Origin of the sequence: Azonexus sp. R2A61, from assembly GCF_021401135.1 — a bacterium.
In the GTDB taxonomy this organism is placed as follows: domain Bacteria; phylum Pseudomonadota; class Gammaproteobacteria; order Burkholderiales; family Rhodocyclaceae; genus Azonexus.
In genome coordinates this window covers 552,542-576,387 of record NZ_JACBFO010000002.1, presented here as the reverse complement: position 1 = coordinate 576,387, position 23,846 = coordinate 552,542, and the positions used below count along the sequence as shown (strand labels likewise).

Below are 23,846 nucleotides of genomic sequence, written 5' to 3'. Positions count from 1 at the left end.
CCTTCCTCATGAACCATTGAAAAACAATTCAGACTCAATGTGCCACCGACGCCCGATTGCCGTCTGCCTGCTCGCCCTCGTTTTCTTCATCGCAGACGCGGACATCGCATTTGCTGGGAGCGTCGCGCCTCAGCACGTGTTGCTTGATGTAGCTAATGGGATAGCCATGGTCTGCTATCCGAATATCGCTTTCGCTCAGAATCTTGGCGAAGCCGCAGGCCAGCACGGCCATCGAGTGCCCCTTCACCGGTGCTTTTTCCCCGAACTGGATTCCAACATCGTGCCGTCCGTACCGGGTGGCCGTAGCGGCGGTGGCAAGGGCACGGATACCCGCAAGCGCTTCGCCGCCGTTGTAGACGCGATGAATGACGGGGTAGCCCCTGTCCACCAACCCGAGCAGGCGCAAGTGCGTCCAGTTGGTGACGGGTGAAGTGTCGAAGGTGTAAACCTCCTTGATGTGCTCGGAAAGATAACCCGCTTGCTGGGCCAGGCCGCCGCCCAGCGAATGTCCGACGGCATAGATGGCGGGCGGCGGTACGTTGGGGCCAGCCTCGTCGCGCAGGTGTTCTACCAGATTCGCGAGGCGTTCCCGAGCAAGGACGTATTCCTCGGGTTCAAAGCCCAGGGCATTCGACAGGTTGGCGCTCCAGTCCGGCCACCACTGGCCGGCCCGGTTTTCGGTGCCCCGGTAGGCAATCACGGCTTCGCGGATGTGGTCATGTTCGTCACGGCGCACGTAGGTCTCGTAGAACAGGCCGTGCGCGTTGTAGCAGGGTTCGGCCATTGGCGCTTTCTTCTTTTGGGGTACCCACCGCTCCCACTTCATTTTGCTGTCAGCGCTTCGGGGCATTCCAAAGTCTTTGTCGCCGGAGACCTGTTTGTCCAGGTAGTCGCAAGCGTGTTGGTCGCGGTCTTCCGGGGAGAGGTCATAGCGATAGACCGTCAAGGCAAAGAGCGCCATGAGACCAAATCTGTTGGACATATCCACGAGAAACCAGTCGGCCTTGGCGTCGGGTTCGGTAACGTCGTTTTTGCCGGGTTTCCTGGGTTTTTCTTTGGCATCGTAGTCGCTGCGGCTTGCCTCCAGCATCTTGAACGTGCCGCAACCGGAAAGTCCCGCAAACACAGCGGCGGCGATGGCCGCGTGTGTCCAGCTTGATGTCCATCGCCGCATTTCATTCCCCCCATATTTCTGATAAAGCATCATCTTTCTTCATGGCTGTAAATCTCGAACTTGTTTCATGAAGTGCGGTGCAAATGTTAGGCAACAAATGCATCTCTCGATATAGTGCATTTGCATCATTGTGGAAATCCGATCGCCGTCCTTGTAGATACAGACTGCAGAAACAGTGAATCAAACGAATAGCATGCATGCCGATTTCAGTGAGTTGCTGCTTGCCCTATATGGTCTCAGCAACGAACTTCCCATCGAATCCTTCCAGAATGCGGCGCTTGCGCTGGTCAAGCGGGTGCTGCCTTTCGACGCCTCGATGTGGGGAACGGCGACGACCGCTGCTGATGGCATCGACGTGCATACGCTGCACTTGCACCAGAAGACACCGCAGATGATGGTGGATTACGTGCCGCTGAAGCACTTCGATACCGCCGCCGCCAGCCTGTACGCCGCACCGCAGGCCACCAAGGGGTTTCACTCGACCAGTTGGTGGCGGGCGCCACACGAACGCGAGTTCCTGGAGTATCTGCGGCGCTACGAACAGAACAACATCTTCATTACCACGCGACATGATGTGCAGACCCGCTTCATGCACTGGATTTCGCTGTTTCGCGCCGACGAGGACGCGTATTGCCTGCCGGGCGAGGAGCGTCTGCTGGATTTGCTGGCGCCGCACCTGATGCAGGCGCTGGCCATGAACCGGGTGATCCATTTGCAGCGGCTGTCGGACGGTGTGCCGGACAAGGGCGCTGCCATCGCTGATCTGTGCGGCATGGTCTATCACAGCGATCCAGTGTTCGGCGCGCTACTGCGGCGCGAGTGGGAAGCCTGGTGCGGCGGCCGATTACCGGCGTGCGTGATGCAGGCTTTTCTGGCCGGGCGGAAGCGTTTCCTTGGGGACCATATCGTGATCACGCAACGCGCCGAACATGGCCTGCTGTTCCTCCACTGCCGCGAACGCTGTCGGGTAGACGAACTGACCGCGCGCGAGTACGCCATTGCCCAACTGGTTGCCAAGGGCCACTCGTACAAGGAGATCGCGCAACTGCTGGCACGTGCGCCGGCCACCGTACGCAACCACATCCAGGCCATCCATGCCAAGCTCGGTGTCGGCAGCATCGCAGCGCTGATCGAGGAATTGCGCCGCGTTGGCTGAACCCGGTATGCAAACCGCGCGTTCCAAAAGGGCGATGTCGTCTCGCGAACCGCTGCCTATCGAGAAAACCAGGATCGAGTTGCGGCAGTCGGGGCGCTGTTCCTTGTTGCGCGACCAATTGAAAATGCCTCCGTGACGGAGGCGTTTTTACTGGATTTCCACGGTCGACCGTAGAAATGGCCGGAAAACCCCTACAGGATCATCCCGGCGCCGACGGTGTTGTTGCTGCTCTCGTCGATGACGATGAAGGCGCCGGTGGCGCGGTTCTCGGCGTAGGGGTCGACGAACAGCGGCTGGGCCAGCTTGAAGCTGACTTCGGCGATGTCATTCATGGCCAGCTTGTCGGCGGCGACCTTGTCCAGCGTGTTCACGTCGAGACGATGGTCGATGCCGGTCAGCTTGGCCTTGGAATCGCGCGTCGTGTGGCGGATCAGGTAGGTGCGGGCGCGGTCGAGCGGGGCTTCGGCGAGCCAGCAGACGGTGGCGCGGATTTCCTTGACGGCGGCCGGCGCTTCGTCGGTCTTGACGATCATGTCGCCGCGCGAGGTATCGATCTCGTCGGCGAGCAGCAGCGTCACCGACTGCTCGGTCGAGGCTTCGCCGATGTCGACGCCGCCCAGTTGCACGGCTTTCACGGTCGACTGCAATCCGTTGGGCAAAACCGTCACGGCGTCGCCGACCTTGATGCTGCCGGATTCGACGCGGCCCATGAAGCCGCGGTAGTCGTGCAGTTCCGGGTTGGCGGAATCCTGCGGGCGGCAGACGTACTGGACCGGGAAGCGGAACTTCTCGGCGTGTTCGGTATGCGCGGCCGGCACGGCTTCGAGGATTTCCATCAGCGTCGGGCCGTCGTACCAGCTCAGCGCCTCGCCGCGCTCGACGATCATGTCGCCGTTCAGCGCGGAGAGCGGGATGAAGCGCACGTCGTCGATGCCGACCTTGGCGGCAAATTCGAGGTAATCAGCCTTGATCTTCTCGTAGGTGTCCTGCGAGTAATCGACCAGGTCCATCTTGTTGATGGCGACGACCAGGTGCGGGATGCCGACCAGCGAAGCCAGCTTGGAATGGCGGCGGGTCTGGGTCAGCACGCCCTTGCGCGCATCGATCAGGATGATGGCGAGGTTGGCCGTGGACGCGGCGGTGACCATGTTGCGGGTGTACTGCTCGTGGCCCGGCGCGTCGGCGATGATGTACTTGCGGGTGCCGGTGGAGAAGTAGCGGTAGGCGACGTCGATGGTGATGCCTTGCTCGCGCTCGGCTTGCAGGCCGTCGGTGAGCAGCGACAGATCGACTGCGCCGAGGCCGCGCTTCTGCGAGGTCTTCTCGATGGCGTTCAGCGTGTCGGCGAGGATGGTCTTGGTGTCGAACAGCAGGCGGCCGATCAGTGTGCTCTTGCCGTCGTCGACGCTGCCGCAGGTGAGGAAGCGCAGCAGGCCGTGGTCTTCGATTTGATCGCGGGCGGACATTAGAAGTAACCCTCTTTCTTGCGTTGTTCCATGGAGGCTTCGCTGGTCTGGTCGTCCAGACGCGTGGCGCCGCGCTCGGTGATGGTGGTGGTGGCGGTTTCGACGACGATCTTCTCGACCGTGTCGGCATCCGATTCGACCGGCGCCGTGCAGGAGATGTCGCCGACGGTGCGGAAGCGCACCAGCTTGTCGATAATCTCTTCACCGGCCTTCGGCAGGTTGGTCAGCTCGCCGGAAACGAGCGGCACATTGACCGGCACGATGGCGCCCTGGCGGATGACCACCGGGCGGGTGTGGGCGAAATAAATGCTCGGCAGTTCCAGCTTTTCGCGCTCGATGTATTGCCAGACGTCCATTTCCGTCCAGTTCGAGATCGGGAAGGCGCGGATGTTCTCGCCCTTGTGGCTGCGGGCGTTGTAGAGGTTCCACAGTTCCGGGCGCTGGTTCTTCGGGTCCCATTGGCCGAACTCGTCGCGGAAGCTCATGATGCGTTCCTTGGCGCGGGCCTTTTCCTCGTCGCGGCGGGCGCCGCCGATGCAGGCGTCGAAGCCGAATTCCTCGATGGCTTCGAGCAGCGTCACCGACTGGTGCTTGTTGCGCGATTCGCCTTCGTGCTTGAGGACGACCGTGCCGCGCTTCATCGAGTCTTCGACGGAGCGGACGATCAGGCGCTCGCCCAGTTCAGCGGCGCGCTTGTCGCGGAAGGCGACCACTTCCTGATAGTTGTGGCCGGTGTCGATGTGCATCAGCGGGAAGGGGAACTTGCCGGGGCGGAAAGCCTTCTCGGCGATGCGCAGCATGCAGATCGAGTCCTTGCCGCCGGAGAAGAGCAGCACCGGGTTGGCACACTGGCCGGCCACTTCGCGCATGATGTGGATGGCCTCGGCTTCGAGCCAGTCAAGGTGGGAGAGTGTCCGGCGGCTGTGGCTTTGTTGTTGTGAGGTCTGGCTCATGGAATGTAGGAAATAGGGAATGCGTTGGTCGATTGCCGGCATTCTAACGCGGGCTTAATATCCAATTAAGAACATATGGGCATCTTGTTATTCTTATAAGTAATTTTTGATGCCGGGATTTCAGCGTGTCAGCAGCACATCCGCCAGGGTTTCGCCAAGCACATGCTTGGTCGTCGAGCCGAGCAGCAGGTCTTCCAGCGCGTTGAAACCGCGTTTGCCGAGGGCGATCAGGTCGCAGTCGTTTTCCTGTTCCTGTTCGAGGATCAGCCGCGGTGCGTCGCCGTGCAGGGCGAGCAGGCGGGTCGATGCCGGCAGTTCCTGTTCCCGGGCCAGCGCGCGCAGCCGGTTCATGCCGTCGAGCTGGGCCTGGATCCGGTAGCGCTGGATCAGGTCGGGGTCGACGTTGGCGTGCAGCAATTTTCCCTCGAAGGGCAGGTCGACCGCATGCAGCAGGACCAGTTCGGCCTGCGGTGCCCAGCGCCGGGTCTGGGCCAGTGCGAGCAGCGCCGCCGGTGAGAAATCCATCGCGACCAGCGCCCGGCGGTAGCTTTCGTGCGGCGGCTGGCGGACGACCAGCGTCGGCCGCGGCGTCTTGCGCAGCAGGCGGGAGGCCGTGGTGCCCAGCGTGCTCTGACGCAGGAAACCTTCCCCGCGCGAACCGACGACCAGCAGCCCGGCGTCGATCTCTTCGGCGTGGCGGGCGATGGCGATGACCGGCGAGCCTTCGACGACGGCACATTCGGTCGTCAGGCCCAGCGCATGCTGCGGGTCGGCGGCCAGTGCCGTCAGTTGTTGTCGGGCATCGGCGGTCAGCTGGTCGACGAGTGCCGGCGCATCGCCGCCGAGCATGCGTTGCAGGCTGTCGAGCAGGCCCGGGTTGATGGCATGGACGAAACAGGGGGTCGCCGCATGTTCGGCCGCCAGACGGCAGGCCCGATCCACCGCGTGCCGCGACGGGGCGGACAGGTCGGTGGCGACCAGGATGCGCAGGGTCATCGCTCTTCCTCCTCGGCCGGACCTTATCACAGCCCGGCGGTCAGCGTTTCTGCAGCAGCAGGCCGCACTCCATGTGGTGCGTGTAGGGAAACTGGTCGAACACGGCCGAGGCGGCGATGCGGTGCGTGGCCGCCAGCGCGGCGACGTTGTCGAGCAGGCTCAGCGGGTTGCAGGAGATGTACAGGATGTTGTCGAAACCGGCGGCCAGCGCCAGTGTCGCCGGATCGAGCCCGCTGCGCGGCGGATCGACGAACAGCGTGGTGAAGCGGTAGCTGGCCAGGTCGATTTCCTTGAGCCGCTGGAACTGCTCGTCGCCGGCCAGCGCGGCCGAGATTTCCTCGCTGGCCATGCGCACCAGCGCCAGGTTGTCGATGCCGTTGCGCGCCTGGTTGTGTAGTGCGGCGCGGATCGAGGTCTTGCTCATCTCGGTGGCCAGCACCCGGTCGAATAACGGCGCCAGGGCCAGCGTGAAATTGCCGTTGCCGCAGTAGAGTTCGAGCAGGTCGCCCCCGAGGCCGGCGGCCCGGGCGCGGGCCCAGCCGAGCATCTGTCGGTTGACGCCGCCGTTGGGCTGGCTGAAGGCGCCTTCGATCTGCCGGTAATGCAGGGTCCGGCCGTCGAGTTCGAAGGATTCGTCGACCCAGTCGCGCTCGAGCACCTGTTTCTGGCCCTTGCTGCGGCCGATCACCGCACAGCCCAGTGCGGCGGCCAGCGCGCGGGCCTCGGTTTCCCAGGCCTCGTCCAGCTTGCGGTGGTAAATCAGGGTCAGCAGCAGGTCGCCGGACAAGGTGGCCAGAAATTCGACGGCGTAGAGGCGGTGCTTGAGCGTGGTATTGGCCAGGATCAGCGGGTGCATCGCATGCATCGCCCGGTTGATCGGTTCGGCGGCCGGTGCGAAATCGCGCATCAGGATCGGGCGTTTCGGATTGTCCGGGTCGAACATCGCGAAGTCGAAACCGTCGTCATGGTGCCAGACGCGGAATTCGGCCCGCAGCCGGTAATGCAGCGGCGCCGATGCGAAGACCTCGGGCGGCGGCGCGCCAAGGCCGGCGAAGTGCGCGACGAACCAGTCCGCCTTGTCGGCAAGTTGGGCGGCGTAGCGGGCGGGGTCGGAATCGGGCAGCGGCATGACGGCAGGGCGAAGCAAAGGGGCGGACTATACCTGCGCCGACGGGGCCGGACAATCGCCTGCGGTCGACAGCCAGCGCTGTTGAAATTCCTCCGCACCGACCGGTCGACCGTCGAGAAAGCCCTGGTGCACATCGCAACCGAGCTGGCGCAGGGCCTGGCGCTGGGCGGCGTTCTCGACGCCTTCGGCGACCACTTCCAGCCCCAGGCTGTGGGCCATGGCGATGATGGTCGGCACCAGCGTGCTACTCCCTTCGTGGCCGCCGTCGTCGGCCAGCGCGGAGACGAAGCTGCGGTCGATCTTGAGGCTGGTGAAGGGCAGCCGGTGCAGGTAGGACAGCGAGGAGTAGCCGGTGCCGAAATCGTCCAGCGCCAGCCGAAAGCCGAGGCCGCGCAAGGTATAGAGCAGATCGACGTGCTTCCCGTCGGCCTGCAGCATCATCGATTCGGTGACTTCCAGTTCGATGCGCTCGGCCGCCAGGCCGTAACGGCCGCAACGGACGGCGATGCGCTCCGGCAGGTCGGCCTGCCAGAACTGGCGTGCCGACAGGTTGATCGCCATGCGCAGCGGCTGCGGATGCTGGCGCTGCCATTCGGCCAGCTGGCGGATCGCCGTGTCGAGCACCCAGTCGCCGATGGCGACGATCAGGCCGGTTTCCTCGGCGATCGGGATGAAACGGTCGGGAGGCGTCCAGCTATCGCCTTCCGGCCAGCGCAGCAGTGCTTCGGCGCCGACCAGGCGGCCGTCGAGGGTGTCGAATTGCGGCTGGTAATGCAGGACGAAGGCGCGCCGGTCGATGGCCCGGCGCAGGCGCGCCTCGATCGTCGCCCGTTCGAGCACGCGCGCTTTCATGTCCGGCGTATGTCGTGCCACCTGCCCGCCGCCCTGGCGCTTGGCGACGTACATCGCGGTGTCGGCGTTGCGCAGCAGTTGTTCGGCGTCCTCGGCGTCGTCCGGATGCAGGCTCAGGCCGATGCTGGCGCCGACGTGCAGCAACTGGCCGTCGGTCTCGAACGGTTTCTCGAGCGCCGCGAGAATTGCCGCAGCACGCTTTTCGGCAACGCCGGCGTCGTCGACCGCAGGCATCAGCACGATGAATTCGTCGCCGCCCTGACGGATCAGCGTTTCGTGGCGGCTGACCACTTCCGCCAGCCGCCGGGCGACGTCCTGCAACAGATGGTCGCCGAGCCGGTGGCCGAGCGAGTCGTTGATGTCCTTGAAGCGGTCGAGATCGATGAACAACAGGCCGACGCGCTTGCCGTCGCCGGTCATCGTCTCGATCAGCCGTTCGGCCAGCAGGAAGCGGTTGGGCAAGCCGGTGAGCGGGTCGTGACGGGCGAGGAAGGCGACTTCCTCCTCGTGCTGCTTGCGTTCGGTGATGTCGGTGACCGAGCCGGCCATCTGGTAGGCGATGCCGACCCGGTTGCGTACCGCGATGCCGCGCGAGGCGATCCAGCGATACTGGCCGTCGCTGGCGCGGACGCGGTATTCGCAGTAGAAAAAGGGCGTGCGGCCTTTCAGGTGGTCGCCGACCGTCCGGTTGTAATGGGCGCGATCGTCGGGGTGCACCAGTTCCAGCCAGGCATGCGTGTCGCCGAGGAAATTGTCGCGGTAGCCGAGAATTTCGAGCAGCCGGTTGCCGACGTTGAGCCGCTTGTTGCGCGGATTCCATTCCCAGAAACCATCGTGCGCCGCTTCCATCGCCAGCCGGTAGGCGCGCTGGGTGGCCCACAGCGTCTGCAGTTCCCGCAACAGGACGTAGGCACAGGCCAGCAGGACCAGCCCGAGCAGCACACGCAGCGCCTGCGAGGTTTCCGACCACCACAGGACACCGATCAGGACGGCGAGCAGCGCAAGCAGCCATTGCTGCAGGCGGAGGGCGCGCCGGTCAGGGCTGCTTCGTGGGGTCCGGGATAACAGGCCGGGCATTGCTCCGAATGGTCAGGGCTTCCTTGCCACGGGTGAAGCGGCGCTGGACGACCCCATGAGTATCCCGGCCCGGGATTCTGCGGTCAACCTGCGTTTTTGCCAAAAATCATTCGTCATCAATGATTTGCAAAGCCGCAGCCGGTGCGGGATTTCAGGCGCGGCTCTGGATTTCCTCGATGTAGCCGAGCATGCCGGTGCGGATGTTGCCGGCGTTGCCTTCGTCGGTGTCGATGTGCATGGCCAGGCGGAAAGCCGGATTCACGCGCACCACGACGTCGCCGAAGATCAGCTCGCGCTCGCCCTCGACGCGCACGCGCACGACGTAGTTGTCGCGCACACGGAAGCGCATGGCGTCTTCCGGCGACATGTGGATGTGGCGCTGGGCGCAGATCACGCCACGCTCGATGGTCGTGCTGCCGTAGGGGCCTTCCAGCGTGATCCCCGGCGTGCCGGCGAGGTCGCCGGACTGGCGGATCGGCGGCTGTACGCCGAGCTTGAACTGCTCGGTCATCGCGATCTCGACCTGGGTTTCCTTGCGCGTCGGGCCGAGCACGCGCACCTTGGCGATGCGTCCCTTCGGGCCGACCAGATGGACCTGTTCCTCGCAGGCGTACTGGCCCGGTTGCGACAGTTCGTGCATCGGTGTCAGCTGGTGGCCGGGACCGAACAGGGCCTCGACGTCGGCCTGCGACAGGTGTGCGTGGTGGGCCGAGATTTCCACCGGAATGGCCGGCGTTTCCTCGGCCCTGGCTTCCAGCAGCAGGGTATTGCGCTCGATCGCGCGCAGCGTTTCCCAGGCGACCAGGCGCTCGTCGTCGTTGGCGACGACGATGATCCGCACCGGCGAATCGTCGGCCGAGATCACCGCGTGCGATTCGAACTTGCCGAGGCTGCGGTTCTTGTCCTCGTCGAGCCGGATGCCCATGTAGCCGAGGCCCTGGCAGGCCAGGCTGCGTACCGTCGCGCTGCTTTCACCGATGTCGCCGGTGAAGGCGAGGACGTCGATGCCGCCCATCGCCGCGGCGTAGGCGCCGATGTTTTTGCGCACCTGGTAGCAGAAGGCCTTGTGCGCCAGCAGGGCGCGGTGATGCCCCTCGGCGGCGGCGGCCTCGATCTCGGCGATGTCGTTCGAGATGCCGGAGATGCCCTTCAGGCCGCTTTCGGTATTGATCAGCGCGGACAGCTGTTCGGGCGTCATGTGGTGCTGCTCGAGCAGGTGGATCATCACCGCCGGATCGATGCTGCCGGAACGACTGGGCATGATCAGGCCGTCGGTCGGCGTCATGCCCATTGACGTATCGACCGAGCGGCCGTGGTCGATGGCGCACAGCGAGGCGCCGATGCCGAGGTGGCAGGAGACGATTTCCAGCTCGCCGAGCGGGCGCTGCAGCACTTCCGCCGCCTTCAGCGAGACGTAGCGGTGCGAGGTGCCATGAAAGCCGTAGCGGCGGATGCCGTGCTGCTTGTAGAGGTCGTAGGGCAGGCCGTAAAGATAGGCGTAGGGCGCCAGCGTCTGGTGGAAGGCGGTGTCGAACACGGCGACCTGCGGCACGTTCGGGAAGTGCTTCTGGGCGACGCGGATGCCGGCCACGTTGGCCGGGTTGTGCAGCGGTGCGAACACCGCCAGTTCCTCGATGTCGGCAATCACCGCCGGATTGATCACCGCCGAACTGGAGAACTTGTTGCCGCCATGCACCACGCGGTGGCCAATGGCGACCACGTCTTCCGGATGGAAGGCGAAGGCCGGACCGAGCAGGGCAGTGGCCTCGGTCATCACCTTGAACAGGTCGGACAGCTTGAACGGCGCATGCTCCAGCGTTTCGCTGCGCGGCCCGACGGTGACCGTGATGCGGGCATGTTGCCTGTCGGCGTTGTCGATGATGCCGTGGATGTCGGCGCCGCTCTCCTCGGTGTCGTAGATGCCGAAGTGGATCTGGCTGATGCCGACGTTGAGCGCAACCACCTTGCCGGGCTGGCGGGTGTTCAGCGACAGCAGGTCGGAGGTCTCGGTCTTTGCCGTTTTCGGCGAATAACGGCCGTCGACCGCAAGCTGCCCGGCGCTGATCGCGCGCGTGCGCTCGGCCAGTTGCCGGGACAGGTAGGCGACCGCCTTGGGGTTGATCAGGATGTGCGAGTTGAAAACTTCTTGCGGCACCATCAGCACGAAGCAGCGGTTGCCGGCGATCACGTCGGCGGCGACCTTTTCGCCGGTGAGCAGGGCCATGACGCCGAACACGTCGCCGGCTTCGAGCTGGGCGATCACCGTGCGCGTGCCGGTGTTGTCGGCCGTCGAGATTTCGGCGTGGCCGCTGATCAGAACCCCGAACAGGCGGCCTTCATCGCCGGTTTCGAGCATCGCCTCGTTGCCCTCGAAGGTGGCCAGGCGTGACTTGATGACGATTTCCTCGACCTGGTCGGCCGGGAAAGTCGCGAACAAGGGAACCTGTTCGAGGAAGAAACGTTTGAGGTCGATTTCACTCATGGCTGCGCTCCGCTTTCAATCCATTGATTTTATAGCGGACAGACTACCATTTTGTTGCGGCGCAGCAAAGTGGGGCTATTACGCTTTCACATGAAGGCCACATTCTTTGGTGTCGGCATTTTCCCACCACCACCGGCCGGCGCGGATGTCTTCGCCGAGCGAGACGGCGCGGGTGCACGGGGCGCAGCCGATGCTGGGGTAGAACTTGTCGTGCAGGGCGTTGTAGGGCACGGCGTTCTGCTTGATGTAGGTCCAGACTTCCTTCTCGCTCCAGGCAGCGAGCGGGTTGAATTTCTCCAGGCCATTGCCTTCGTCGTATTCCTGCGTCGCCAGCTGGCCGCGGGTGGCCGCCTGTTCGGCGCGCATGCCGGTGATCCAGGCACGCTTGCCGGCCAGCGCGCGCTTCAGCGGTTCGACCTTGCGCGCGTAGCAGCAGGCCTTCCTCAGCGTCACCGAGTCGTAGAAGGCGTTGATGCCGTGCTGGCGGACGTAGCTTTCGACTTCCTCGGCCTGCGGGAAATAGACCTTCAATTTCAGCCCGAAATGGCGGTCGACCGTGGCCATCAGGTCGTAGGTCTCGGCCGGCAGGCGGCCGGTGTCCAGGCTGAAGATCTCGATCGGCAGTTTGGCCTTGACGATCAGGTCGGTGAGGACCATGTCTTCGGCACCGAGGCTGTTGGCAAAGGTGGCCGGCGACCATGAGCCGGCGATGTCGGCGAGCAGCGCGCGCGCGGCGTCGGCCTTGGCGGCGGTGCTGGCGGCGAGTTCGGGGGTGATGTTGAGCAGGGCTGGCGTCATGGCTGGCTGGGCTTTCAGGCGGTACGGCGGCGGAAGTGCGGTGCGGGCTGGTCGGTCGAGGCCTGGTAGGTCTCGGAGAACGGCGCGAAGCCCTTGCCGATGGCGTGGATGGCGTCCTTGCCGTCCTTCAGCGCGTAGCTGTCGAAGCCGACGCGCTGCATGAAGAACAGCTGGTCGTGCAGCACGTCGCCGACGGCGCGCAGTTCGCGCTGGTAATGGTAGCGCTGGCGGAGCAGGGCGGCGGTCGAGTAGCCGCGGCCGTCGACGAATTTCGGGAAATGCACGGCGACGACGGCGAAGTGCGCGAGGTCGGCGGCAACGTCCTCGACCTTGTCGTCGGGCAGCAGCAGCAGGCCGATGTGCTCGCGGCCGGGGATGATTTCGGCCTTGCGCGCCTGCCAGACGGCGAGCGGGAAGATGACCTTGCCGGCCGGCAGGGCGACGCTGTCGGGCGTTTCCCCCTCGCCGATTTCCAGGGTTGTCCAGGCGTCGACCGTGACATTGTTCTGCTGGATCAGTTGTGCCATTTATGCGGTCTCCTTCTGCTTGGCCTTGCCATGGGCACGGCCTTCGTAAACGCGGTTCTTGAACGGATCGACGCCGATCCGGTCGAGGGTGTCGAGGAAGCGTTCGTCGGGGTGACGGTTTTCCAGGTAAACCTGGATGATCTTTTCCACCACGTCGGGCATTTCGCCGGCCGAGAACGACGGGCCGATGACCTTGCCGAGCCGGGCTTCGTAACCCTGGCGGCCGCCCAGCGTGACCTGGTAGAACTCGTCGTTGTTCTTGTCGACGCCGAGCACGCCGATGTGGCCGACGTGATGGTGGCCGCAGGCGTTCATGCAGCCCGAGATGTTGAGGTCGATGTCGCCGATGTCGAACAGGTAGTCGAGGTCGTCGAAGCGCTGCTGGATGGCGGTGGCGATGGGGATCGACTTGGCGTTGGCGAGATCGCAGAAATCGCCGCCGGGGCAGCAGATCATGCTGGTCAGCAGGCCGATGTTCGGCGTCGCCAGGCCGGCCGCCTTGGCCTGTTGCCAGACGGCGTGGAGATCGGCCAGCCTGACGTCGGCGAGGATGACGTTCTGTTCGTGGCTGATGCGCAGTTCGCCGAAGCTGTACCGGTCGGCCAGATCGGCGACGACTTCCATCTGCTCGGACGTGATGTCGCCCGGTGCGACGCCGTGCGGTTTCAGCGACAGCGTCACCGCCGCATAGCCGGGAACCTTGTGGGCATGCGTGTTGCGGTCGACCCAGCGGGCGAAGGCTTTTTCGGCCGCCTTTTTTTCCTCGAAAGCAGTGTTGACCGCAGCAATCGTTGCGTAGGCCGGGGCGCCGAAATGTGCGGCGACGCGGTCGTATTCAGCCTGGGTGATGGTCGCCGGGCCGTCCTTGGCGTGCGCCCATTCGGCTTCGACCAGCTGGCCGAACTCCTCGACGCCGAGCGCCTGGACGAGAATCTTGATGCGCGCCTTGTAGGCGTTGTCGCGGCGGCCGAAGCGGTTATAGACGCGGAGGATCGCCTCGCAATAGGTGAGGATATGCTGCCAGGGCAGGAAGTCGCGCACCACCTGGCCGCGGATCGGCGTGCGGCCGAGGCCGCCGCCGACGATCACGGTGAAGCCGGTGACGCCGTCGACCACCTTGAGATGCAGGCCGATGTCGTGGAACCAGGTGACCGCGCGATCTTCCTGGCTGCCGGAGATGGCGATCTTGAACTTGCGCGGCAGGAAGGCGAATTCCGGGTGGAAGGTGGTCCACTGGCGGAGGATCTCGGCCAGCGGACGCGGGTCGATCACCTCGTCAGCAGCGACGCCGGCGAACTGGTCGGTGGTGATGTTGCGCAGGCAGTTGCCCGAGGTCTGGATGGCGTGCAGGTCGACCTCGGCCAGTTCGGCCAGGATGTCGGGCACATCGGTCAGCTTCGGCCAGTTCAATTGCAGGTTGTGGCGCGTGGTGAAGTGGCCGTAGCCGCGGTCGTACTGGCGGGCGACGTGGGCCAGCTTGCGCAGCTGTGCCGAATTCATCATCCCGTAGGGGACGGCGATGCGGAACATCGGCGCGTGGCGCTGGATGTAGAGGCCGTTCTGCAGGCGCAGCGGGCGGAATTCGTCGTCGGTCAGCTCGCCGGCCTGCCAGCGGCGGACCTGGTCGCGGAACTGCTCGACCCGGTCGAGGATCAGCTGGCGGTCGATGGCGTCGTATTTGTACATGGCGTTCTCTTGGGGGTGAATCAGGCGAAGACCAGCTTGCTGCCGATCAGCACGAGCATGGAGGCGAGGATACGGCGCAGGATGTGTTCCGGCACCTTGGCGGAAAGATGGCTGCCGAGCCAGATGCCGGGCAGCGAGCCAAGCAGCAGGGCGCCGAGCAGCGACCAGTCGACGCTGCCGAGCAGCCAGTGGCCGAGGCCGGCGACCAGCGTCAGCGGCACGGCGTGGGCGACGTCGGAACCGACGATGCGCACCGGCGACAGTTTCGGATAGAGGAAGAACAGCGCGGCGACGCCGAGGGCACCGGCGCCGACCGACGAAATCGTCACCAGCACGCCGAGCAGCGCGCCGACGGCGACGGTGATGTGTGCCAGATGGCGCTGGCGCAGCGGCGATTCGTCATGCTGACTGGCGTATTCGCGCAGCTTGCGGCCGAACAGGATGGCGATGGCGGTGAGCAGCAGGGCGAAGCCGAGGCCGTGCGAGACGACCTTGCCGATCGTGTTGCTGCCCTCGGGGAGCATCGAAAGCACCCAGATGGTCAGCGCCGCCGCCGGGATGCTGCCGGCGGCCAGGCGGCCGGTCACCTGCCAGTCGATGTGCCCCTTGCGGCCGTGGGCGACGGTGCCGCCGGCCTTGGTCATGGCGGCGTAGAGCAGGTCGGTGCCGACCGCGGTGGCCGGATGGACGCCGAACAGCAGGACCAGCAGCGGCGTCATCAGCGAACCGCCGCCGACGCCCGTCAGACCGACGATGGCGCCGACCGCGAAGCCGGAGAGGGTATAGAGATAATCCATGGGACGGCATCCTACTGGCTGTGAATTGAATCAAAAAGAATATTGGGTTAGATTGTTATCTCATTTTGTTATTAAAAGCCCGATGAAACTCCAGCAGTTGCGCTACATTGTCGAGATCGAACGTCAGGGACTCAACGTCTCGGAGGCGGCCGAGGCACTGTATACCTCGCAGCCCGGCGTCTCCAAGCAGATCCGCCTGCTCGAGGACGAACTCGGCATCGCGATCTTCGAGCGCAGCGGCAAGCGCTTCACGGCGATCACCGAGCCCGGCCGTGTCGTCCTCGACATTGCGCGACGCATCTTGCGCGAGTCGGAAAACCTCAAGCGTGCGGCCGCCGATTTTTCCGGGGGCGAATCCGGCAAGCTGGTGCTGGCGGCGACCCATACCCAGGCGCGTTACGCGTTGCCGACCGTGGTCCGCGATTTCGTTGCCCGACATCCCAACATCAAGCTCGAGATGCACCAGGGCAATCCGTTGCAGATTGCCGACTGGATTGCCGGTGGCGAGGCCGACATCGGCATCGCCACCGAATCGCTCGATCAGCATCCGCAATTGGTGTCGTTTCCCGTCCAGCAATGGACGCATTGCGTGATCGCCCCGGCCGGGCATCCGGTCACCGCCTCGTCGCCGATCAGCCTGCAGGAACTGGCGCGCTGGCCGTTGATCACTTACGACGCGGCGTTTACCGGGCGTTCGCGGATCAACCGCGCCTTCGAGCGCCTGGAAATCGAACCGAACATCGTGTTGACCGCGCTCGATGCCGACGTGATCAAAACTTACGTCGGCCTGGGGCTGGGGCTGGGCATCATCGCCGGACTGGCCTTCGACGCCCAGCGCGATACCGGGCTGGTGGCCCTGGATGCCGGGCACCTGTTCGATTCGAACACGACCCGGCTGGCCATCCGGCGCGGCAGCTACCTGCGCCGCTTCGATTACGACTTCATCGAACTGTTTGCGCCCCACCTGGATCGCCGGGTCGTCGACCTGACCCTGCAAGGAGGCGGTCAGGCCTGGCAGCTTTGACGGCTGGGCGGGTATCTGGCCGGTTCAGCGACGTGGGTCGGGTACTCTGCCAGCCTTGTTGCGAATCTGCTGGAAGGCTTTGCTGTCGCTGACCGAACGAGCTTCGTAGGCGGTCAGTTTGTCGCCCATTGCCTTGTCCAGTTCGGCGAGCCGATCCTGCGGCGAGGGGTGGGTCGAGAACAGCAGTTCGAAGCCGTTGCTCCCGGCCTTGGTGGCATAGAGGTTCAGCACCCGCGGCAGGCCGTAGGGGTCGTAGCCGGCGCGCGTGGCATAGACTACGCCGAGCCGGTCGGCTTCGTACTCGTCACCCTTGTCCAGGCCGGACGAGTACATGTTCTGGGCGACGTTGGCCAGCGGATCGGCTGCCAGCTCGGAGCCTTTGACGCCGGCGGTCTTCGCCGACGTGGCTGCGAGATTGGTCAGCGCGCCGGTGGTGTCCTTCTTGCGCATGGCGATCAGGTAGTGCCGTTTGACGACGTGGGCGATTTCGTGAGCCAGCACGCCGGCCAGTTCGGCTTCGTCGTTGACCGTACGCAGCAGCCCTTTAGTGATGAAGACATAGCCATCCGGTGCAGCGAACGCATTGACATTGCTGCTGTTGATCACGCCAAAGCGCCAATTGATGTCCTTGCGGCCGGTCTGACGGGCCAGCAGCCCGCCCAACTGGTTCACGTAGGTCTGGATTTCGCGGTCCTGGACCAGCGGGGCGGCACCGAGCAGGATCGATGCGGATGCCTGGCCGATCTGGCTTTCCTCGGCCGGAGTGGCTTCGCTCTTGGACATCGAGGTGGCAACGGCGCCGGCCGCTTTCAGGCTGTTTTCGTCGATGCCGGCCTTGCGCAGTTGTTCGGTGCAGCCGGCCAGCAACACGATGGCAGCCAGCGTGGCAGCATGACGAAACTTGGGTTGGTTGGACAGGGTCATGGTTTCAGCTCCGGTACGTCGCGTGCGGTCAACTTGCGAGCAGCGGCAAATCTGTTGATCTCACCGTCCTTGGCTCGCCAGGCATCGAGCTTGCGCACTTCGGCCGGGTTGGGTTTGGCGCGGGCCAGGTCTTCCTTGGACAGTCCCTTGACCCCGGTGGTGGCGGCACTTTTCGTCGTGCCGGTACGGATCACGCCGCCGATGCTGGCCAGCGCCGAGGTATCGGAAGCGCCGGCGGCCAGACGTACGTTGAGCAGGCGTACCCAGCCGGTCTTGCCGTCCTGGGTCTTTACCTTGGACCAGCCGCCCTTGCTGTCAACGACGGTCAGCGCGGCATCGCCGGGCAGATTGACCAGCGCTGCTGCATCGGCGAAAGGTTCGGCTTTCAATTCGGCGGCGCGGATCAGTGTTCCGGCGCTCTGGGCCTGTGCCAGGCAACTGACGACGATCAGTGCGGCTGGCAGCAGGCGAAATGGATTCTGAAATATCCTCATGTACGCTCCCTGGGTTCAAAGAGTCTGACCGGACGATGACGCCCCTTGACCGTCACTTCGCCGTGGTCGATGAAGTCGAACACATTACCACAGGCATGACGTGTCGATTCCGAGACGAGAATGCGGGCTACCCCCTTGGTGTGCCCTTCGATGCGGCTCGACAGGTTGACCGTGTCGCCGATCGCCGTGTAATCGAGGCGCTGGCTGGAGCCCAGGAAACCGACCACGGCGGGACCGGTGTGTACGCCGATACCGATGTCGAAATGCTCGCCGAGTTCGCCGAGTTCGTTGCGGAACGCCGTCAGCGCCTGCTGCATACCCAGCGCCGCGCGTACGGCACGAACGGCGTGGTCGGGGACATCAAGCGGAGCGTTCCAGAACGCCATGATGGCGTCGCCGATGAACTTGTCGAGCGTGCCGCCCTGTTCGAAGATGCTGGCGACCTGAAGGTCGAAATAGCGGTTCAGCAAACGGACCACATCTTCCGGACTGCGGCTTTCCGAGAGGGTGGTGAAGCCGCGGATATCGGAGAACAGCACGGTGATTTCCCGGCTGGTGCTGGCTTCGGCCTTGGCCAACTTGCCTTCGTCGGTCAGCGAACGGACGACGTTGGGGTCGAGGAAGCGGGAGAACATCTGTACTGCCAGGTCACGCTGCTTGCGTTCGCGCAGGTAGGACGATACGGCACCCAGTGCGAAGGTCAGCCAGACGGCGAACAGCGCGCCGAAAGGCGTCCACTGGATGTTGCGGGCCAGCAGCAGCCAGGCGGCGAGCAGCACGCCCAGACTGATCATGCCGAGCAGGCCGGCGATGCCGAACGGGTTGGGGCGGCGCGAGAAAGCCACGCCGACCAAGGTCATGCCGATCAGGCCGAGCAGCAGATTCCAGTGCGCGGGTGCGGGCCGCAGCCAGTCGTCGTCGCGCAGGTTGGCGACAGCGGTGGCCAGAATTTCGGGTCCCGACGTGGTCGCGCCGAGTGTCGTCGGACGCAGGTCGTGCAGGCCGGGGGCGGCCGCACCGATGATGATTACCTTGCCGTTGAGATCGGGGAGTCGTGGCTGGCGCTTCTGGGCCTCGAGCAGCAGATCGCGATACGAATGGCGCTCGAAAGAATGGCCGTACCAGTGCAGTGCGATGCTGTCGGCAGCCGGTACCGGCCAGCCGGTGTGTTCGGCGATGCGGCGGGGCAGCGAAGGCAGGGTCCAGCCGGCGTGCGGGTAGCTGATCCAGTAACGGCGGCCGATCTGGTCGGGGTCGGCAAGGAAATTGATCAGTCCGGTCTGCCAGGCGTCCGGAGCGATCGCCTTGGGGGCGATCAGCGGCAATCGTGCCTCGGGATCGGCCTGCGGCCCCGGGGTGGCGCCCAGTCCGGCCGGCAGGTCGGCGAGCAGGGAGCCTTCGCCATCGGCTGCGATGATCAGCGGCAGGAAGGCGCTGGTTTCCCGGATTGCGTCGCCGAGCAGGCGGTCGCTGCCCGGGCGGAAGACGTCGGGTTCGCTGAAGATGATATCGAAGGCGATGGCAGCCGGTTTGAGTGTTGCCAGCAGTTCGAGCAGTTCGCCATGAATTGCCCGTGGCCAGGGCCAATTGCCGGTCAGCTCGAGCATGCGCGGATCGTCGAGCGAAGCCTGGTCGATGTCGATCAGCACGATGTCCGGTGGTGGTGTGCGGTCGCGTACCTGCCAGCGCAACAGGATGTCGCCGCCGCGGGCGTCGATGTCGGAGAACAGCGTTTCGCGTTCGGCGAGCGCGAACAGTGCGAGCAACAGCACGAGCAGCAGCGGGTTGAGCAGGCGGTCTGCCCGCCGAATCACGTCCAGTGCTCCGTCACGTCGCTGGTCCAGGCGGTGGCGGCGAGCAAGGCGCGGTTGACCTGGGCGGCATCCAGACCGGCTTCCCGGGCTGCGGTGTCGATGCGCTCGGTGTCGAAACTTTCGGCGGTTTCGGCCAGCGCGAGCAGCTTGGCGTACGGGCCGCTGCGGGCGAGCAGCGCGGCGCGGATGGGGACGGTCAGCGGCATGGCCTTGAGTGCGGCAGCCAGCGGCTGGCGCAGCAGTCGGTCGAGGCGCGAGAAGATGCCGGTCAGGAACAGCGCGTCGCAGTGCCTGCTACCGTTGTTTTGCCCGAGCAGTTCCATCATCCGGCCGCGGGTGAGTGCGCTTTCGACCAGCCACCAGTCGGCGAAATCCGGTTCGCGTACCGAGAACAGCAGCACGGCCAGCCAGCGCGTTAGTTGTTGCCGGCCGAGCACGGTCAGCGCCTGATTCAGCGAGTCGATCTGGCGGTCGAGGCCGAGCAGCGGGGAGTTCAGATAGCGCAGCAGCCGGAAACCGAGCATCGGGTCCTGTTTCATCGCATCGGCGATGCTGGCGTTGTCGGCGTCGCCCTGGGCCAGCCGGATCAGTTCGAGCAGGATCATGCGGTGCGGATCGCCGACGGTTTCCGGCCGCGGCGGCAGGTTGACCGCAAAATGCCCGTGTAGCAGGTCGTAATGCCATTGATGGCCGAGCCGGTACTCGTCGAGGCTGTCCAGGTTGCAGATCAGCAGGCTGGGCGGGTCGCTGCGGGTCGCACGAACGGCAGCCGAGAAATCGCGGATGCTGACCGGTTCGCAGTCGGCGGCGTCGATTGCTGCGCAGTCGCAATCCTGCATTAGTGCAGCGAAGTCGGCGTTGTCCGGCTGGCGGAACAAGCCGATCCGCATGCCGCGTTCGCGCAGTTCGCGGAGGCGGGCCGTATCCGGCCGGTCGTCCGCTGTCAGGTGCAACAACAGCGTGATTTTTTCACCGCGCAGGGCGTCGACCGCAGGCAGGTCCAGGCTGGCGGCCTGGATTGGAATATAGGCGGGGGTCTGTTGCCAGGTTTCCGGTGCGGCGTTCAGCGTGTCGAGCAGGATGCGGTCGAAATCGCGCAGGCGGGCGGCCGACGTGCCGTCCCGCGCGGGTTGGCCGCGCAGCCGGAACAGGTGGGCTTGCGGGCGGCCGTTCCGGTCGTGAATGGTTTCGCCGGCCAGGAACTCGCTGCGTGGCGGTGGCGTCGTTTCGCCGGCCGCTGCGGTTTCCGGTGCGCCGGCGTTTCCCGTCAACCAGGTCTTGAGACTGCCGAACACTGCCGTTTTCCCCTCCGCAAAGACAAAGCCCGCCGAAAGGCGGGCATTGTCGCACGGTAAACCGGCTTGTGCAGCTTCCGTCGCCGGCCGGCGACGGTACGGATCAGTTCACCTTGGCCTTGGCGCGCAGTTCGGCGACCATCTTTTCCAGCTGGGCCTGGGCCGCGCGTTGCTGCAATTGCGGTTTGACCTGTTCGAACGGCGGAGCCGACAGCGGACGGGTGTCCTCGAGCAGGATCACGTGGTAACCGAAGTCGGTCTTCACCGGGGTCTTGGTGTATTCGCCCTTCTTCAGCTTGGTCAGCGCTTCGGAGAACGGCTTGACGTAGGTGGTCGGGGAATTCCAGCCGAGGTCGCCGCCCTTGTCCTTGGAGCCCGGATCCTTGGATTGCTTGGCCAGGTCGGCGATCTTTTCGCCCTTGTCGAGCTTGGCGATGATCGCCTTGGCGTCTTCTTCCTTTTCGACCAGCACGTGGCGGGCCTTGAATTCGGTGCTGCCGAGCCCGGCCTTGATGCCTTCGTATTCGGCCTTGAGCTGGGCCTCGCTGATCGGGTGCGTCTTCATGTAATCGCCGATGAAGGCAGAGATCAGCACGGCCTGCTTGGCCAGCTCGATCTGTCCCTGGATGTCTGCCTGCTTGTCGAGGCCTTTCTTCTTGGCTTCCTGGGCGAGCAGTTCGCGGCGGATCAGTTCTTCCTTGACGGCGTTCTTCAGTTCCGGCGTGTCCTGCGCGCCCTGGGCCTTTTGCTGGCCGATGAAGACGTTGTATACGTTTTGCGGGATGCCCTGGCCGTTGACCGTGACGAAAGCCTTCTGGGCGAAGGCCGGAGCGGAAACCACGGCGCCTGCGACGAGCAGGGCGGCCAGACGGGAAAGATTACGCATGTGCGATGTCCTGTTGAGGGGGAAACGAAAGAAAATTATACGTCTTCGCCGGGCGCCCAGGCACGAATGCTCAACGCATGCACGCGTTCGCGCATCAGATCGCCGGCGGCGGCATAGACCATGCGGTGCCGGGTGACGGTATTCTTGCCGGCGAAAGCCTGCGCCACGATATCGACGCGATAGTGACCGCCGCCCCGGGCGCCGGCATGGCCGGCATGCAGGTGCGAATCGTCCTCGATGATCAGGGTCAGCGGGTCGAGCGCCAGCAGACGGGCTTCGAGCAGGGCGACGGTGGTGTCCGGCATCAGGCGGGCAAGGCTTTCTTGAACGGCTTGACTGTGACTTTTTCGTAAACGCCGGCCGCCACGTAGGGGTCGGCATCGGCCCAGGCGCGGGCGGCCGCCAGCGAGGCGAATTCGGCGACGATCAGGCTGCCGCTGAAACCGGCCGGGCCGGGATCGGGCGAATCGATGGCCGGGCAGGGACCGGCCAGCAGCAGGCGGCCTTCGGCCTGCAATGCGTGCAGACGTTCGAGATGGGCCGGGCGGGTGGCCAGGCGCTGGTCGAGCGAACCGGCACGGTCTTCGCCGATGATGATGTACAGCATTACTTGTCTTCCTCCACGTACTTCGACAGCAGCGCACCTTGCGCCAGCACGAAGGCGAGCATCAGGCCCATGCCGCCGAACAGTTTGAAATTGACCCAGGCGTCGGTCGAGAAATTGAAGGCGACGATCAGGTTGATGATGCCCATGACGGCGAAGAAGCCGATCCAGGACAGGTTCACGCGGGACCAGACTGGCTCGGGCAGCTTGAGCTGCTCACCGAGCATCGAGCGGATCGGATTTTTCTTCAGCACCAGCGAGGCGAAGGCCAGGCTGCCGGCGAACACCCAGTAGAGGATGGTCGGCTTCCATTTGATGAAGGCTTCGTTCTGGAAGATCAGCGTCATGCCGCCGAAGACGACAACGAGGACCAGGCTGATCCACAGCATCTTGTCCACCCGGCCGTGGCGCAGCCGAACCCAGACGATCTGGGCGACGGTGGCGACGATGACGACGATCGTCGCCAGCAGGATCGGCGCCTGGGCGGTGGCGACGCTGGCGCCGCCGAGCAGCGAGGCAACCCAGTCGGCGGCGGTTTCGGGGGCGCGTTCGGCATACTTGAACGCGGCGAAGAAGAGGATGACCGGGAAAAGGTCGAACAGGAGTTTCATGGCGGCGCATTATATACTCGGCACTGTCCAACACCGTTTTCACCGCCATGCATCAAGTCCTGATCATCGACGACAGCGACATCAACCTGACCCTGATCAAGGCGCTGGTGCTCAAGCTCGGTGATTGCGAACCCGTCCTCTTCGAGAATCCGGTCAAGGCGCTGGCCTGGTGCCGCGATCACGAGCCCGATCTGGTCATCGTCGATTACATGATGCCGGACATGGACGGGCTGAAGTTCATCGCCGCCTTCCGTGCGCTGCACGGGCGCGACGAACTGCCGGTGCTGATGATCACCGCCAACGACCAGAAGGACATCCGCTACGAGGCGCTGCTCGGCGGCGCCAACGATTTCCTGACCAAACCGATCGACCGCGTCGAGTTTTCCGCCCGCGTGCGCAACATGCTGAGCCTGCGCGTCGGTCAGAAGTTCCTCGCCGACCGCGCCGCCTACCTGGCCGAGATGGTCGACGAGCGGACGCGCGAAATCCGCGAACGCGAACGTGAGCTGATCTTCCGCATCTCGCGGGCGGCCGAGTTCCGCGATCCGGAAACCGGCGCCCACATCCAGCGCATGGCGCATTATTCGCTGATCATTGCCCGTGGCCTCGGGCTGGACGACGAGAAATGCAAGCTGATCCTGCAGGCGGCGCCGATGCACGATGTCGGCAAGATCGGCATTCCCGACTACATACTGCTCAAGCCCGGACGCCTGAATCCCGAGGAATTCGAGGTCATGAAACGGCACGCAGTGATCGGCCACGAACTGCTCAAGGACAGCGGTTCCGAGATCATGCAGGCGGGTGCCGAGGTGGCGCTGACCCATCACGAGAAGTACGACGGCAGCGGTTACCCGAAAGGTCTCAAAGGCACGGCCATTCCGCTGTTCGGCCGGATCGTCGCGGTGGCCGACGTGTTCGATGCGCTGACTTCGGAACGCCCCTACAAGAAAGCCTGGTCGCTCGACGATGCCTGCCGATTGCTCGAAGAAGGGCGCGGCCGGCATTTCGATCCGTTGTGCGTCGAGGCTTTCCTGGCCGGCTGGGAGGATGTTCTGGACATCCGCCAGCAGTTCCGCGACGAAGAAATTCCGGATATCTGAC

The 23,846-nt window shown here is 64.5% G+C and carries 22 protein-coding genes; 3 read left to right on the top strand and 19 right to left on the bottom strand.

The window, feature by feature from the left end; all coding sequences use genetic code 11:
• Window positions 1–34: 34 nt before the first annotated feature.
• On the bottom strand, window positions 35–1,207 hold the full coding sequence (locus tag L0962_RS07835; protein WP_234085799.1) for a lipase family protein: 1,173 nt from the start codon (window positions 1,205–1,207) through the stop codon (window positions 35–37).
• A 160-nt stretch (window positions 1,208–1,367) separates the two neighbouring features.
• Between L0962_RS07835 and L0962_RS07830 the strand changes: the two genes are divergently transcribed.
• Window positions 1,368–2,330: a helix-turn-helix transcriptional regulator gene (locus L0962_RS07830; RefSeq protein ID WP_234085798.1), complete on the top strand. Its 963-nt coding sequence runs from the start codon at window positions 1,368–1,370 to the stop codon at window positions 2,328–2,330.
• Window positions 2,331–2,521: 191 nt separating this feature from the next.
• Here the strand turns inward: L0962_RS07830 and cysN are convergent, their stop codons facing one another.
• The 10 genes from cysN to L0962_RS07780 form a co-directional block, all read right to left on the bottom strand.
• Window positions 2,522–3,796 (bottom strand): sulfate adenylyltransferase subunit CysN, encoded by a 1,275-nt coding sequence (gene cysN / locus L0962_RS07825; RefSeq protein ID WP_234085797.1) that lies wholly within the window; start codon window positions 3,794–3,796, stop codon window positions 2,522–2,524.
• On the bottom strand, window positions 3,796–4,749 hold the full coding sequence (gene cysD, locus L0962_RS07820) for a sulfate adenylyltransferase subunit CysD (RefSeq protein ID WP_234085796.1): 954 nt from the start codon (window positions 4,747–4,749) through the stop codon (window positions 3,796–3,798). The genes cysN and cysD overlap by 1 nt, the downstream gene beginning before the upstream one ends.
• Before the next feature lie 120 nt (window positions 4,750–4,869).
• On the bottom strand, window positions 4,870–5,745 hold the full coding sequence (locus L0962_RS07815; protein WP_234085795.1) for a universal stress protein: 876 nt from the start codon (window positions 5,743–5,745) through the stop codon (window positions 4,870–4,872).
• 40 nt (window positions 5,746–5,785) lie between these two features.
• Window positions 5,786–6,874, bottom strand: coding sequence for a tRNA (uridine(54)-C5)-methyltransferase TrmA (gene trmA / locus L0962_RS07810; RefSeq protein WP_234085794.1), 1,089 nt, complete (start codon window positions 6,872–6,874; stop codon window positions 5,786–5,788).
• Between the two features lie 27 nt (window positions 6,875–6,901).
• Window positions 6,902–8,803: a bifunctional diguanylate cyclase/phosphodiesterase gene (locus L0962_RS07805; protein ID WP_234085793.1), complete on the bottom strand. Its 1,902-nt coding sequence runs from the start codon at window positions 8,801–8,803 to the stop codon at window positions 6,902–6,904.
• Between the two features lie 151 nt (window positions 8,804–8,954).
• Window positions 8,955–11,285, bottom strand: a complete 2,331-nt coding sequence (locus L0962_RS07800) for an acetate/propionate family kinase (protein ID WP_234085792.1) — start codon at window positions 11,283–11,285, stop codon at window positions 8,955–8,957.
• Window positions 11,286–11,363: 78 nt separating this feature from the next.
• Window positions 11,364–12,083, bottom strand: a complete 720-nt coding sequence (locus L0962_RS07795) for a phosphoadenylyl-sulfate reductase (RefSeq protein ID WP_234085791.1) — start codon at window positions 12,081–12,083, stop codon at window positions 11,364–11,366.
• Between the two features lie 14 nt (window positions 12,084–12,097).
• Window positions 12,098–12,610 carry a DUF934 domain-containing protein gene (locus L0962_RS07790; RefSeq protein WP_234085790.1) on the bottom strand — a complete coding sequence of 171 codons (513 nt, stop codon included), beginning with the start codon at window positions 12,608–12,610 and terminating at the stop codon, window positions 12,098–12,100.
• On the bottom strand, window positions 12,611–14,296 hold the full coding sequence (locus L0962_RS07785) for a nitrite/sulfite reductase (RefSeq protein WP_234085789.1): 1,686 nt from the start codon (window positions 14,294–14,296) through the stop codon (window positions 12,611–12,613). It abuts the gene before it with no gap.
• Window positions 14,297–14,316: 20 nt separating this feature from the next.
• Window positions 14,317–15,093, bottom strand: a complete 777-nt coding sequence (locus L0962_RS07780; protein WP_234085788.1) for a sulfite exporter TauE/SafE family protein — start codon at window positions 15,091–15,093, stop codon at window positions 14,317–14,319.
• 82 nt (window positions 15,094–15,175) lie between these two features.
• Here L0962_RS07780 and L0962_RS07775 point away from each other — a divergent pair, with 82 nt between their 5' ends.
• Window positions 15,176–16,117, top strand: a complete 942-nt coding sequence (locus L0962_RS07775) for a CysB family HTH-type transcriptional regulator (protein WP_234085787.1) — start codon at window positions 15,176–15,178, stop codon at window positions 16,115–16,117.
• 24 nt (window positions 16,118–16,141) lie between these two features.
• On the opposite strand, the gene L0962_RS07770 is transcribed toward L0962_RS07775, so the two are convergent.
• The 8 genes from L0962_RS07770 to L0962_RS07735 form a co-directional block, all read right to left on the bottom strand.
• Window positions 16,142–17,041 carry a M48 family metallopeptidase gene (locus tag L0962_RS07770; protein WP_234085786.1) on the bottom strand — a complete coding sequence of 300 codons (900 nt, stop codon included), beginning with the start codon at window positions 17,039–17,041 and terminating at the stop codon, window positions 16,142–16,144.
• On the bottom strand, window positions 17,038–17,535 hold the full coding sequence (locus tag L0962_RS07765) for an SH3 domain-containing protein (protein WP_234085785.1): 498 nt from the start codon (window positions 17,533–17,535) through the stop codon (window positions 17,038–17,040). The genes L0962_RS07770 and L0962_RS07765 overlap by 4 nt, the downstream gene beginning before the upstream one ends.
• Complete coding sequence (locus L0962_RS07760; RefSeq protein ID WP_234085784.1) at window positions 17,532–19,349, bottom strand: adenylate/guanylate cyclase domain-containing protein; 1,818 nt, start codon at window positions 19,347–19,349, stop codon at window positions 17,532–17,534. The genes L0962_RS07765 and L0962_RS07760 overlap by 4 nt, the downstream gene beginning before the upstream one ends.
• Window positions 19,346–20,644, bottom strand: coding sequence for an HDOD domain-containing protein (locus L0962_RS18295; RefSeq protein WP_234085783.1), 1,299 nt, complete (start codon window positions 20,642–20,644; stop codon window positions 19,346–19,348). Before L0962_RS18295 ends, L0962_RS07760 begins: the two co-directional genes overlap by 4 nt.
• Window positions 20,645–20,747: 103 nt before the next feature.
• A complete protein-coding gene (locus L0962_RS07750; RefSeq protein ID WP_234085782.1) occupies window positions 20,748–21,530 on the bottom strand; it encodes a peptidyl-prolyl cis-trans isomerase in 783 nt (260 codons plus the stop codon).
• Between the two features lie 35 nt (window positions 21,531–21,565).
• A complete protein-coding gene (locus tag L0962_RS07745; protein WP_234085781.1) occupies window positions 21,566–21,835 on the bottom strand; it encodes a BolA family transcriptional regulator in 270 nt (89 codons plus the stop codon).
• Window positions 21,835–22,137, bottom strand: a complete 303-nt coding sequence (locus tag L0962_RS07740) for a YciI family protein (protein ID WP_234085780.1) — start codon at window positions 22,135–22,137, stop codon at window positions 21,835–21,837. Before L0962_RS07740 ends, L0962_RS07745 begins: the two co-directional genes overlap by 1 nt.
• Window positions 22,137–22,745 (bottom strand): septation protein A, encoded by a 609-nt coding sequence (locus tag L0962_RS07735; RefSeq protein WP_234085779.1) that lies wholly within the window; start codon window positions 22,743–22,745, stop codon window positions 22,137–22,139. The genes L0962_RS07740 and L0962_RS07735 overlap by 1 nt, the downstream gene beginning before the upstream one ends.
• Window positions 22,746–22,792: 47 nt before the next feature.
• Here L0962_RS07735 and L0962_RS07730 point away from each other — a divergent pair, with 47 nt between their 5' ends.
• Entirely contained in the window at window positions 22,793–23,845 is a 1,053-nt protein-coding gene (locus L0962_RS07730; RefSeq protein WP_234085778.1) for an HD domain-containing phosphohydrolase, read from the top strand.
• Window position 23,846 lies beyond the last annotated feature (1 nt).